We start from the raw sequence: 12,593 nt of genomic DNA on the forward strand, positions 1-12,593 counted from the left end.
GGTTATGGAAGAATTGTTACTGCTGTATGCCTGCTGTATCCCGGTGCGGGGCGCCCGGCGTTCGGTGATCTGCGACCTGCAACGGGCGCAGGTATTCCCGGTACCCAATAGCCTGTACGACCTGTTTGATGCCCGGGGACGCCTGCGGCTCAGCCAGCTGCGCAGGAGCAACACCGATACCGCAGACCGTGCAGTGCTGGAGGAATACATCGGTTTCCTGCTGCGGGAAGAACTGGCTTTCCTCTGTTCCGAGGCGGAAGCGCCCCGTTTCCCGCGGCTTTCGCGCGAATGGTTGTACCCCGCCGTAATCAGTAATTGTATTATCGACGCCCGGCATACTACGGCGCATATTCATGCAGACCTGCTGGAACAGCTGGCTGCGCTTTGTTGCAATCATATCCAGTTCCGTTTTTTTGAAACGGTGGACCGCTATTGGCTGGAGCAGTTATTGGACCTTATCGCACAGAGCCAGGTAAAGTCGGTGAGCCTGTTGCTCAGAGCAGGAGCAGATGCGGATTCCGAAGGCTGGCCGGACCAGCTTTTGGCACGTTACCTGAAAATACAAAACCTTACTATACATGGCTGCAAAGCCAGCCAGTGTATTGCCTGGGCCAGACCCGGGCAGGCCCGCCCGGTATGGGCTGTTATGGAAGTGCTGTCGGCACTTCATTGCGGTGTTATTGCTCCACATTATTTCAGTCCCAATATCCCGGCTTTTACCGAAGCGCTTCATTATAATTCCTGCCTGAACCGTAAGCTCAGTATCGATGCCGCAGGGTATATCCGTAACTGTCCCTCGATGCCCGCTACGTTCGGGCATGTGGATGATACGCGCCTGGCCGACGCCATCCGGCAGCCTGGCTTTCAACAATACTGGACGCTTACCAAAGACGAGATTGCGGTATGCCGCGATTGCGAATTCCGCTACATCTGTACCGATTGCAGGGCTTACCTCGAAGAGCCGGATAACGACCGGAGCAAGCCCCTTAAATGTGGTTATGACCCGTATACCGCTACCTGTCAGGATTGGAGCAGTTCGCTCTTGCGGCAGGCTACATTCGGGCACTATCAACAACAAACTTCGTAGTATCTTATCTTTCCCGCAAAAAACACGCAGGTTTTGATTCCCGTTGTTTTTCAACTTAATTTCGCCCGGCAGCTCTTACTGCATCCAAACGGGATTATTTATGAAGGACAAGAATGTCGAACTGAGAAGGGTAAATGTAACGCGTTACATTACTCCGTTGCGCGAAGGCGGTTCTATGCCGGCGATCGCAGAGGCCGACGATGGCTTTATGTATGTACTGAAATTCAGGGGGGCAGGGCAGGGGCCCAAGGCACTGATCGCCGAGTTGATCGGTGGCGAGCTGGCGCGCCTGCTGGACCTGAAGATGCCCGAGCTGGTATTTGCCGAACTGGACGAAGCCTTTGGCCGTACCGAACCCGACGAGGAAATACAGGACCTGCTGAAAGCGAGTACGGGTACGAATCTTGCATTGCACTATCTTTCCGGTTCTATTACCTTCGATGCTACGGTAACGCCTGTGGCGCCCGACCTGGCTTCCCGTATCGTATGGCTCGATTGCCTTATTACCAATGTAGACCGCACGGCCCGCAATACCAATATGCTGGTTTGGAATAAAGAGCTCTGGCTGATCGATCATGGTGCCTCCCTGTATTTTCATCACTCGTGGCATAACTGGGAAGAGCAGGCCAAACGCCCTTTTACGCTGATCAAGAACCATGTGTTATTACCTTTCGCTACCGAATTGGCGCGTGCAGACGAGCAGTTGCGTACCATGATCGGCAGGGAGCAACTGGAAGCCATCGTAGCGCAGATACCCGACGACTGGCTGATGTTTGAGCCCGCTTTTGAAACGGCAGAGGAACACCGGCAGGCCTATGTGCACTTCCTGGAAACCCGTATCGCCCATTCCTCCACTTTTGTAAAAGAAGCCCAAGATGCAAGAGCAGCACTTATTTGAGTACGCCGTGATCCGCGTTGTGCCCAGGGTGGAGCGTGAAGAATTCCTGAATATAGGCATCATCCTGTTTTGCACCTCCCGCAATTTCCTGGAATTAAAATATGAACTCGATACGGAGCGCTTCCGCATCTTTACCGAAGGTATGGATACCGGTATCTTCGAAGATAACCTGCATGCTTTCCAACGTATCTGTAAGGGAGGGACTGCTGCAGGACCGATCGGCCTGTTGCCCGCGCGCGAACGTTTCCGTTGGATCACCGCTACGCGCAGCAGTATCCTGCAGACCTCGAAGGCGCATTCGGGTTTTTGTACCGATGCCGCTGCAGCGCTCGACCGGCTGATGCAACAACTGGTGTATTAAAAGTGGCTCAGGGTGCGGTCTGTGGCTTTACCACCCTGAAGCCCTGGTTGCTGAATGAAGCGTGCCGGCTTACCCGGCCGATATCTGCGGAGTTGAAAAAGCTGCAGGCATTTTTACTGCACCACCAGGAGCCCCCGCGTGCATGGGCCAGCTTCCGGTCTTTGGGATCGCCGGGCAAACTGCCTTCGCAAAACTCGAATACATTACCATATACATCGTACAGGCCATAGGCATTGGGCTTAAAACTGGCTACAGGAGCGGTATACAGGTATCCGTCGCTGCTATCGGCAACACGGTGGTCGCGGCCATGCCATATATTGGCATAGATACCGATCTGCGTTTTATCCTTGCCCCAGAAGTAAAGATCCGGGCTGCCTGCACGGGCTGCTATTTCCCATTCCTCGAAACCGGGTAACCGTACCCCTGCCCAGCGGCAGTAGGCTTGTATATCGGTATAACTGATTGTCGTTACCGGGTGGTGTTCTTTGCCGCTCAGATCGCCCCGGCTGCGGCCGTTGGGATAACGCCAGTTGGCGGTACTGTCCTGCAGCCAGGCAAACTCGGCCAGGCCGGGTTCGAATACCATGGCGTTTTTCAGGCGTTCGGCATCGGTACGGTATTGGGTTGCGGCTACAAACCGGGCAAACTGTTGGTTGGTAACTTCGGTAGCGCCGATGGTATAGGCCTTTACGGTTACCTGCCGCAGGGGATTGAGCTTATGGCCCTGCTGGCCTACACTGTAGGTGCCGGCCGGTATGGTTACAAATGCCGTATCCTGTTGTGCCCTGGCCTGGCGGCCGTGCAGCAGGATACCCAGGAGCATCGATCCGTAAAGCAGGTAACGCATATTGTTTGTTTTGAACGCAGGTTATTTGCCGCTGTTGTAAAATTCCATGGCCCTTTTAATGATAAGCTCTTCGTTGGCCCGGTTGTACTGCAGGTACGATTGGTAATTGCTTTCGGGGCCGTAGAGCTTTGTATAGGTGGCCGTTTTTTTGAAAGGCGCGTATTGAGCCTGTTCCATCAGGAGCAGCAGTACGGTCAGTAGATCATGGTCTTTACGGTCCAGTTTGTAGATACTGAGCAGGAAGGGGATCAGCTCTTTGCCTTTAACCGCAACGATAGCCGTTTTGTAATTGACCCCTACGTGTTTGCTGCGGCCTACCGATTCTTTGATCAATGCCATTACCGAGTCCCGGTTTGCAGCCAGGAAGCCCGTCTGACGGTCGCTCCAGCTGTATTCGTCGAAGGCATCGGGCAGGCGGCCAAATATTTTCAGGTGTTCGTCCTGTATGGGCGGCATCACATCGCAGTTCTGGCTGTAAGCTTCAGCATGTATCATATGATACGTAAACTTTTCGCGCAGGGGCAGCGCCTGGTAAGTCTTTGCCTTCATGCTGCGGTTCTCGTCCGCGTCGTTGCTAATGCCGGTAATCAGGCTTTTTACATGTGCCAGGCCATAAGGCGGCACAGTGGCTTTGTACCGGTATTCGTGGTAGACCTGGCTTTCTTTGCTGGGTTCTTGCCATCCGTCGTCTTCCTGGGCGGCGAGCCTGCCCGCGGTCAATACAAATAATAACAGGTAACAGTATTTCATGATCATGGTTTTTTGACTTTGGGTAACTTACCGCAGTTTTACCCTGGGGTCGATCCAGGTATAGATCAGGTCGGTAAGCATATTGATGATGACAAAGACGGCAGCAGTAATGAGGATGGCGCCCATTACGACCGGGAAGTCGAATTTGTCGAGCGAGTCCACCGTAAGTTTACCGATGCCTTTCCAGCTAAATATAAACTCTACAAAAAAGGAACCGGCGAGCAGTTCTGCCAGCCAACCGGATATGGCCGTCACTACGGGGTTCAGGGCATTAGGCAGGGCATGACGCCATACTACCTGCCGTTTGTTCAGCCCTTTGGCGTAAGCGGTGCGGATATAATCCTGTGATAACACATCGAGCAGGGCGCTGCGGGTAAGTTGCGTAATAATGGCCAGGGGCCTGATGCCCAGGGTAAAGGCGGGTAAGACCAGGTTGCGCAGCGCCAGGTGCCGGCCGCCGAAGGTATCGTACTCCCACAAGCTGCCCACCATACTGAGGCCGGTAATGCCGCTGAGCCAGTAACCGAATATATAGGCAATAATGAGTCCTGCAAAAAAAGAAGGCGCCGAAATGCCCGCCACGCTTGCCAGGATAGCGGAGGTATCCCATACAGTACCCTTTTTCAGGGCAGCCAGCACGCCCAGGCCAATGCCCAGTACCGTTGCCACGATCATGGCGGTAAAGGCGAGCAGGATGGTGCCGGGCAAGGCATCGGATAATACATCCCATACGGGGCGTTTGCTCTGGTAAGATCGGCCAAGATAGGGTTGCTTCAAAACCAAGGCTTTATCTTTGCCCAGGGAAACAAGAACGTGGTAATGGTATTTGTCCCGGCTGGCACTGTCGCGGTTATGGAGCGCAAGCGGCGAAATATCGTTCAGGTACAGGAAATACCGGGTCATTACCGGTTTATCGAGATTCAGTTCTTTACGCACATTTTCTATAGAAGCCAGGTCGCTGCGCTGCCCCATGGTCAGCCTGGCCGGATCGTCGGGTAACACGTTAAACAGGAGAAAAACCAAGGTGATTACGCCCCAGAGCACCGACAGGCCGTACAGCAGTTTGCGGAGTAAATAGCGTAAAGTCAAATCTTATATTTTTTGTATGTGAAATTAGTGCATTATCACGCAGTAAAGCTAAAGATTTTCGATGGCAAAACGGGCTTTGCCCCCTGCAATTTAAATAAATTTTAGCCCTTTGTTTCTTTGATAATTCAAAACTTCGATCTATCTTACAAGACTTATTTTATATGGCTTCAAAACCTCATATATCGCCCTCGTTTTCCTATATTCCCCTGGAGGAAACATTGGAAATTATTCCGAAAAGGAAGCAACTGTTTATTGGTATTCCCAAGGAAACTTCGTTCCAGGAAAACAGGGTGCCGCTTACTCCCGAGTCGGTATCGGTACTGGTGCAAAATGGCCATGAAGTGGTGGTGGAGCACAATGCCGGCGAGCATTCTTTCTATTTCGATACCGATTTCAGCGAGGTAGGGGCCCGTATCGTTTACGATAAGGCCGAGGTGTATAAAGCGCATATGATCATCAAATCGGCGCCTATATCCGAAGAGGAAACAGAATTGCTGCAACCGAATCATGTGGTGATATCGCCCATCCACCTGCCTTTTCTTAAAGCCTCGATGGTGGAAACCCTGATGAAGAAAAAAATCATCGGTATTACCTTCGACTCGATCAAAGATGATTCCGGTATTTATCCTATCGTGCGCTCCATGAGCGAGATCGCGGGCAGTTCGGCCATACTTACCGCCGCCAAATACCTGGGCAATGCCCACAACGGCAAGGGTATCCTGCTGGGCGGCATCTCCGGGGTACCGCCGGCCAAGGTCGTAATCATCGGCGCCGGGGTTGTGGGCGAGTATGCTTCCCGTACGGCACTGGGCCTGGGGGCTTCGGTAAAGGTGTTCGATAATTCCATTTACCGGCTCATGCGGTTACAGAATAATATCGGCCGTCGTTTGTTTACCTCGGTGCTTGATCCGCGCGAGCTGAGTAATGAGCTGAGGAGTGCGGATGTGGCTGTAGGCGCACTGAAACCGGTAAACGGCATCACACCTGTTGTGGTTACGGAAGAAATGGTCAGCAATATGAAGTCGGGCTCGATCATTGTAGATGTCAGCATCGATCGTGGCGGTTGTTTCGAGACCTCCCGGCCTACGTCGCACGAGCATCCTATTTTTAAGAAATACGATGTATTACATTACTGCGTTCCCAATATTGCTTCCGGCGTATCGCGTACGGCCTCGCGCGCGATCAGCAATGTATTGATGCCTATCGTACTGGAATGCGCCGATATGGGTGGGGTGGAACATTTGCTGCAAACCAAGCCCGGCATCCGGAATGGCGTCTATTTATATAAAGGTTGTGTGACCAACGCACCTATCGCCCGCCGGTTTGAGAAGAAGTATACGGATCTTGATCTGCTTATGGCCAACCCGATCTAAGCCTGTGGCGGGCAGGAGTGTGGTGGTACGCAGGTCGTAACCTGGATTTTTACTATTTACCCGAAACTAACTGCACTAGAAAATGCCCAACAAAAGAACCAATAAGACGATTGCCGGATACCACCTGCTGATGATCCTCGCTGCTGCCGATTTCCGCTTTAAAACCTCTGAAGATATGGTGATCAGGGCTTACCTCGAACAGGAATTCCCTTTTCATGTAAGCTTGGATAACGAAATGGCCATTATCAGTGCGCTTAAGCCCGATGAATGGGAAGGCCACTTTTTGAAGTATATGGATGACTTTTACGACGATGCCACGCCCGAAGAAGTAAATAATATGCTGCAGTTTGCCCTGGATCTTACCAAAGCCGATAACGTAATTACCAAGGAAGAAAATTACTACCTCCAACTGCTTTTTGATGCCTGGCATGCTGAGTAAGCTGCCCTAAGGCTGTTAGTTATTCGGCATCTGCCGCCGGAAAATCCGAATTATTAACCGGGATGGTACCTCTTTGCCTGCGAATACGGAACCAGGTAAAGTCCTGGTTGGATTCCATGCCTTCGCCATAGGTGATCTGGTCGCCGGTGGTGATCCGTACAAACTTTTCGGTGTAAAAGCGTTCGAGGTTCTGGTTATAGATCAGTTCCTCGGTCTGCAGTTTTTCGCCTCTCCGGTTTATCACCACCACGCTGTCGCGTACGATAATGTTACCGCTTTTTGGGTAATACCGTGCCGTGCGTGCCGTAAGCGTGCTTTCTACCTTCAGGCTGTCGTTAAAGAAATCTACCTTAAGTCCCTTCAGCATATCTACATAGGGCGGGTTGGCGTTGTCGTTTTTAATAAATTCGTTGGTGTGCAGCTCCGCTTTGGTCTTGCCCTTTTCGCTACGGATAAAGGTAACATCGATGGCCCGGTCGTTTTCAAAATCCTTGGTCTGGGCATCGGGGGGCAATTGTTTAAGGTCGTTGCTACAGGCGCTCAGCAATATAAAGCAGACCACAAGGAGAAGCCCTTGTGGTCTGGAATTAAAGAAGTTGAATTTTTGCTTGCGGATGATCATATGCGGGTAAGCAGCTTTAATCGCCTGCTCTAGTCATATTTACGTTTCTGGAACCAAATATCGTTCAGGGAGAAGCCCAGGGTGAATTTTACATAAAACTCCCTGGCCAGGTTGTTCTGAATGGTGCCGCGCTGACCGATGTCGAGGGCGGTATTAACACGCCCGAACTGGTTGTAGTTACGTTTTAACGGGAAAGTAGCGCCGACTGTACCGCCTACATAAGTAATATTGGTATTGTCGAACTGCAGGTTATCCTTGCCGTAATAAGCGCCCAGGCGATAAGTAACGGTGGAGAAATAATTTTTTACTGCAGAAGAATTCGGCGTGATTTCGCCACCTACAGACATGCGGTAGGCATTTTGTGCGATCCGGTCGCGGTTTCCGAAATTGCTGAATTTAGACCAGTCGGTATAAATAAAATCTGCGCCCACGCTCCAGTTGAAGTCTTTACCGTAATGGATGCCGAAGCTGTATTCCGCAGGCAATTGCATTTTACCTTTAAAGCCTGTTCCCGATCCTGTTATGGTATCCGACAGCAGTTCGGTAACGCCGGAAGAGTTGGTAACATAGTTATAGGCAACATTGTAGACGTCCCGGTCTATGTTGAGCTTCTGGGAGAGGGTTAATGTAGCGCCGATGCTCAGGTACTTTTCCTTGGGCAATTGTGCACGGTACATGATACCGCCTTTCCAGTACAGGCCGCCGATACCGTTATACTTCGAAAATTCGGAGTTGCGTGAATGGGTAGTATCGTTATTGGAAAAAGTACTGGTGTTACGTACGTTGCCAAACATATAACCGGCATTAAACCCGAGCGAGAACCCTTTGTATTTGCCCGAAAGGCCGAGATATGCGTACTGCATACTGCCCGAGCCGTTGTAGTTGACAATGGCCTTACCGATGCCGTTTACACCACTGAGCGTGTCGTTGGAATTATAATAGGTGTTGGACACCGGCGAAATACCAAAGCTCATACCGGCATGTTTACCCATCGGGATGCCCACATTCACATACGAAATGGTAGCGGTACCGGAGTTGGTACTTACGCCATCCATATAGATGCTTTTGGAGCGACCTTCGAATGCAAAATCCAGGGTAGTGACTTTCAGGAAGCTGTAAGACGCGGGATTGAAGCTGTTTACGGAAAAGTAGTCCGTATACGCGGAACCAATACCACCCATGCTACGCAGCGAGGCGTGCCGGGTATCGGACATGTCGCCCATGCCATAACGGGAATAAGGGGAGTTTGCCTTATTGGCTTTGGGGCCCGAGTCATCACTCATCGATTGAGCGGATGCCGAAAGGCCGGTGAGCAGTAGCGTTGCTAATAAAAGGAATTGCGTCTTGGTTTTAGCGCACATTATGTCGTAAAATTGTGTTTAAGCCCTTTAACAGGAGCTGGGAATCTGCAAATATCTGATTTTTTAGCTTGCCGGCAAAAAGTCCTGCGTTGCCACCGGTTAAAACGACATTCAGACCGGAATATTGTTCCTTATAATAATTTATCATGCCATCGATCTCAGCAGCGATACCCAGCATTACACCGCTGCGGATACTGGTTTCCGTATCGTAACCCAGTATCGGTGTGTCGCCCGTCTCGCTGACCAGGGGCAATTTGTCGGTAAATTCATGCAAAGCCCTGAAGCGCAATTGTAGGCCGGGGCTGATACTGCCGCCCCGGAAGGCCTTGTTCTGGTGTACGAAATTATAGGTAATGGCCGTGCCCACGCTCACCACCAGGTTGTTCCGGTCGGGATAGGCGGCATTAGCGCCAACGGCTATGGCCAGGCGGTCCATACCCAGCGAATCGGGGCTGTGGTAGGCATTCATGATAGGCAGGTTGGTGTTGCTGCTCAATACCACCAGGGGCGCCTGCTCCTGCAGCAGGATCTTCAATTCGGGGGGATGGTTGGCTACGGAGCAAAGGATCACCGCCTTGGGCTGCTTTTCTGCAACCAGGGCCATCAGGCCGGTCAGGGCTTCTTCTTCCGAAAAATTATAATCGGCAACCAGCGTCTGCTCCTGGAAAAAAGCGGCTTTCACACGGGTGTTGCCCCAGTCTATACATAAATGCATACAAAAAAATTAGAACGTCAATAAATATTTCCTGTACGGAAGGGTTAATGGTTTAAAACGGGAGTGCGTTAATTCAGGCTGATGCGGGATTTCAGCAGTTCCATATCGTCCATGGCCGACATAATGGTATTGAAATGACGGCGCAGGTATTCCATGCGCTGTACTTCATTAAAAATGCATAACAGTTCGTATTCCTGTTCCCTGGCCAGGCCTACTTTATGGGCAATGTCATAGGAAGTCCATTCGGTAAGGCCCGCCGGAACACCGTCTTCAATATTGAGGAACTGGTACAGGCGGATCACTTCCTTAACGATCATCCGCGAAAGGTCAGGATGTACCTTCATCTTGTCATTATCGGGATAATTAACAATGGCGCCGGCATAGTGTTTGTCGGGCAGGCTTGGTATCACTTCCAGGATGCGGAATACCTGGATTCCTTTTACCTTGATGTCCATACTGCCGTCTTCGTTACGTTTGAGCAGTTCGGTAACTTCTACGAGGGTGCCGTATTCACTTATTTTGCCTTGTTGCAGCGAGGGTATGCCAAATGTTTTTTGTTCTTCCAGGCATTCGTTGATCAGCTGTTTATACCTGGGTTCGAAAATATGGAGTTTCAAAGACTGGTCGGGATATACAATGATATCTAAAGGAAATATCGGGATAAAATTCGTCATTACTGGAAGCGCTGCTTAACGGGTCAAGGTCCGGGTTCTTAACAAAAATACTGTTTGCAATATAAAACATTTTTGTTCTTTTTTTTGGAGAATAGCGAAAGATAATTACTTTTGCTCCCGAGGGTATTTTATGCGCCGGCTTTTTGTGCGCTTCCCACATTCCAAATTATGATACTTCATACAATTACAAATCAATATTGGTGGCATTCACGATGGCAACACGTGAACAGCGCTGATATGTACTAATTGTATCAACTTATACCGGGAAACCGGCTTGCTGTTCAGGCAAGCCGGTTTTTTTTCGCCCGTACCTGATCTCCCCCAACTTTTAAATATTTACGCCAATGACTTTTGATTTTAAAGTCCGACAGCGCCGTCTGCCTGCAGACGCCCATACCCCGGTAAGCGCTTACCTCAAATTAAGGGACCTGTTTCCCCGTAACCTGCTGCTGGAAAGCTCCGACTTCCATGGCCGCGAAAACAGCTACTCCTACCTCTGCTTCGGGCCTGTTGCCGGTCTTGAACTGAACGGCAATGTGTTCCGGCAACAGTTGCCCGATGGGTCGGTCGAAGAACGGTCGCTGCTGCCCGGTACGCTGGTCGAAACGGTTACGGCCTGTATGCAGCAGTACCGGTTCGAGGCCGCGGCACAGCCCGGTTGCACGGGCCGCTTTTTCGGGCATGTCAATTACGATGCCGTACAACATTTCGAACAGCTGGAACTGAGGCCCGGTGCCGATGCCCTGCCTTCCGTACTGCTTCAGGTGTACCGGTATATGCTGGTCTTCGATCATTTTCATCATGCCTTGTACCTCACCGAGCATTATACGGATGAAGCGGCGCCCGGCGGCCTCGACTTTATCGAAGCCCAGCTGCGCACCGGGCATCCCGGCACCTATCACTTCCGTACCGATGGCGCGGAGCAAAGCCAGGTGTCCGACCAGGAATACCTCGATATCGTAGCGCAGGCCCGTAAACATTGCCTGCGGGGCGATGTGTTCCAGATGGTCCTTTCCCGTGGTTTTTCCATCGGGTTTAAGGGCGATGATTTTAATGTCTACCGCGCCCTGCGTACCGTCAATCCTTCGCCTTACCTGTTTTATGCCGACTATGGCAACTATCGCCTGTTCGGTTCCTCGCCCGAAGCACAATTGAAAATAGAAGGGGGCCGCGCCGTTATCCATCCCATTGCCGGTACCTGCCGGCGTACCGGCAACGAAGCTGAAGATAAACAACTGGCCGAGGCCCTGCTGGCCGATCCTAAAGAGAATGCCGAACATGTAATGCTGGTCGACCTGGCCCGCAACGACCTGAGTCGCAGCTACGACGAAGTCCATGTAACGGTGTTCAAAGCCCTGAAGCAATTTGCCCATGTCATCCATATCGTCAGCGAGGTGAGCGGCGAGCAGGCCCGCAACCAGAGCCCTTTTGCAGTGCTTTCCGAAGTGTTTCCCGCGGGTACCCTTTCCGGTGCGCCCAAGCATATGGCCATGCAGCTGATCGATAAGCTGGAGCGCTACAGCAGGGGCTATTACGGCGGCTGTACCGGTTTTATGAGCCCGGACGGCGATACCAATATGGCGATCATGATCCGGTCGTTCATGAGCCGTGACAATACCCTGTATTTCAGAGCTGGCGCGGGTGTGGTGGCTTCTTCGGTTCCCGAACGCGAACTGATGGAAGTGCAGGAAAAACTAAAAGGTTTAAGACTTGCCCTGGAACTGGCTTGTACGCTTTGATCCAAGGGCTTCATAAAAAAACAGTATAACGATGAAAGTACTTCTGGTAGATAATTACGACAGCTTTACCTATAACCTCGCCCTGCTGGTTAAAAGCATAACCGGCAGCCATCCTGTAGTGCAGCGCAACGATCAGCTGGAGTTGGATGCCATAGCGCAATACGATAAAATCATGCTTTCGCCCGGGCCGGGCCTGCCCGAAGAAGCAGGTTTGTTGCTTAAGGTCATCGAACGGTATGCCGCTACGAAAAGCATACTGGGCGTATGTCTTGGCCACCAGGCCATAGCACAGGTATTTGGCGGCGGACTGGCCAATCTCAGCCAGGTGTATCATGGTGTGGCAACGCCGGTGGCGCCCTGTGCCGGCGATCCTTTGTTCGAAGGACTGGGCCCGGTGTTCGATGCAGGCCGTTATCACTCCTGGGTGGTAAGCGATACGATGTTTCCCGATACGCTGGAGGTGACGGCCCGCGATAGCGGCGGGTTGATTATGGCGCTGCGGCACCGGCAGTATGATGTACGCGGCGTGCAGTTTCACCCCGAAAGTATACTGACGCCTGCCGGTAAAACACTCCTGGCCAACTGGCTGAGCGTATAGAACCGTTCCATGATTATTGTTTCAAAAAAAATTATAAATA

General features: G+C 51.4%; 14 protein-coding genes. 7 read left to right on the forward strand and 7 right to left on the reverse strand.

The features are described 5' to 3' along the window. Positions 1–4 precede the first annotated feature (4 nt). From gwsS to B0I18_RS10860, 3 genes are all read left to right on the forward strand, one after another. Entirely contained in the window at positions 5–1,087 is a 1,083-nt protein-coding gene (gene gwsS, locus B0I18_RS10850) for a grasp-with-spasm system SPASM domain peptide maturase (RefSeq protein ID WP_181358426.1), read from the forward strand. A gap of 100 nt (positions 1,088–1,187) precedes the next feature. Next, on the forward strand, positions 1,188–1,985 hold the full coding sequence (locus B0I18_RS10855) for a HipA family kinase (protein ID WP_106522981.1): 798 nt from the start codon (positions 1,188–1,190) through the stop codon (positions 1,983–1,985). Continuing rightward, a complete protein-coding gene (locus B0I18_RS10860; protein ID WP_106522731.1) occupies positions 1,963–2,346 on the forward strand; it encodes a DUF3037 domain-containing protein in 384 nt (127 codons plus the stop codon). The genes B0I18_RS10855 and B0I18_RS10860 overlap by 23 nt, the downstream gene beginning before the upstream one ends. Positions 2,347–2,353: 7 nt before the next feature. Here the strand turns inward: B0I18_RS10860 and B0I18_RS10865 are convergent, their stop codons facing one another. From B0I18_RS10865 to B0I18_RS10875, 3 genes are read right to left on the reverse strand one after another with little or no spacing between them, the layout of a single operon-like run. Next, positions 2,354–3,193, reverse strand: coding sequence for a formylglycine-generating enzyme family protein (locus B0I18_RS10865; protein ID WP_106522732.1), 840 nt, complete (start codon positions 3,191–3,193; stop codon positions 2,354–2,356). A 21-nt stretch (positions 3,194–3,214) separates the two neighbouring features. Beyond that, entirely contained in the window at positions 3,215–3,943 is a 729-nt protein-coding gene (locus tag B0I18_RS10870; protein WP_106522733.1) for a hypothetical protein, read from the reverse strand. 27 nt (positions 3,944–3,970) lie between these two features. Next, complete coding sequence (locus tag B0I18_RS10875; RefSeq protein WP_106522734.1) at positions 3,971–5,032, reverse strand: ABC transporter permease; 1,062 nt, start codon at positions 5,030–5,032, stop codon at positions 3,971–3,973. A 161-nt stretch (positions 5,033–5,193) separates the two neighbouring features. Between B0I18_RS10875 and B0I18_RS10880 the strand changes: the two genes are divergently transcribed. Together B0I18_RS10880 and B0I18_RS10885 are read left to right on the forward strand one after the other, a co-directional pair. Further along, entirely contained in the window at positions 5,194–6,405 is a 1,212-nt protein-coding gene (locus B0I18_RS10880) for an alanine dehydrogenase (RefSeq protein WP_106522735.1), read from the forward strand. Between the two features lie 82 nt (positions 6,406–6,487). Next, complete coding sequence (locus B0I18_RS10885) at positions 6,488–6,844, forward strand: tellurite resistance TerB family protein (RefSeq protein ID WP_106522736.1); 357 nt, start codon at positions 6,488–6,490, stop codon at positions 6,842–6,844. 19 nt (positions 6,845–6,863) lie between these two features. On the opposite strand, the gene lptC is transcribed toward B0I18_RS10885, so the two are convergent. The 4 genes from lptC to B0I18_RS10905 all read right to left on the reverse strand — a co-directional run bounded on the left by lptC (position 6,864) and on the right by B0I18_RS10905 (position 10,216). After that, the gene (gene lptC / locus B0I18_RS10890; RefSeq protein WP_106522737.1) at positions 6,864–7,466 is read right to left on the reverse strand and encodes an LPS export ABC transporter periplasmic protein LptC; all 603 of its coding nucleotides are present in this window, start codon (positions 7,464–7,466) and stop codon (positions 6,864–6,866) included. 29 nt (positions 7,467–7,495) lie between these two features. Further along, positions 7,496–8,827 (reverse strand): BamG family beta-barrel-assembly machinery protein, encoded by a 1,332-nt coding sequence (gene bamG / locus B0I18_RS10895; RefSeq protein ID WP_106522738.1) that lies wholly within the window; start codon positions 8,825–8,827, stop codon positions 7,496–7,498. Continuing rightward, positions 8,817–9,542 carry a type III pantothenate kinase gene (locus B0I18_RS10900; protein WP_106522739.1) on the reverse strand — a complete coding sequence of 242 codons (726 nt, stop codon included), beginning with the start codon at positions 9,540–9,542 and terminating at the stop codon, positions 8,817–8,819. Before B0I18_RS10900 ends, bamG begins: the two co-directional genes overlap by 11 nt. A gap of 68 nt (positions 9,543–9,610) precedes the next feature. Further along, entirely contained in the window at positions 9,611–10,216 is a 606-nt protein-coding gene (locus tag B0I18_RS10905; protein WP_106522740.1) for an LON peptidase substrate-binding domain-containing protein, read from the reverse strand. 344 nt (positions 10,217–10,560) lie between these two features. On the opposite strand from B0I18_RS10905, the gene B0I18_RS10910 reads away from it, so the two are divergent. Both B0I18_RS10910 and B0I18_RS10915 read left to right on the forward strand, forming a co-directional pair. Beyond that, the gene (locus B0I18_RS10910) at positions 10,561–11,955 is read left to right on the forward strand and encodes an anthranilate synthase component I family protein (RefSeq protein ID WP_106522741.1); all 1,395 of its coding nucleotides are present in this window, start codon (positions 10,561–10,563) and stop codon (positions 11,953–11,955) included. A gap of 31 nt (positions 11,956–11,986) precedes the next feature. After that, on the forward strand, positions 11,987–12,553 hold the full coding sequence (locus B0I18_RS10915; RefSeq protein ID WP_106522742.1) for an anthranilate synthase component II: 567 nt from the start codon (positions 11,987–11,989) through the stop codon (positions 12,551–12,553). Positions 12,554–12,593: the final 40 nt, after the last annotated feature.

The sequence above is a fragment of the Taibaiella chishuiensis genome (genome assembly GCF_003014535.1).
Taxonomy (GTDB): domain Bacteria; phylum Bacteroidota; class Bacteroidia; order Chitinophagales; family Chitinophagaceae; genus Taibaiella; species Taibaiella chishuiensis.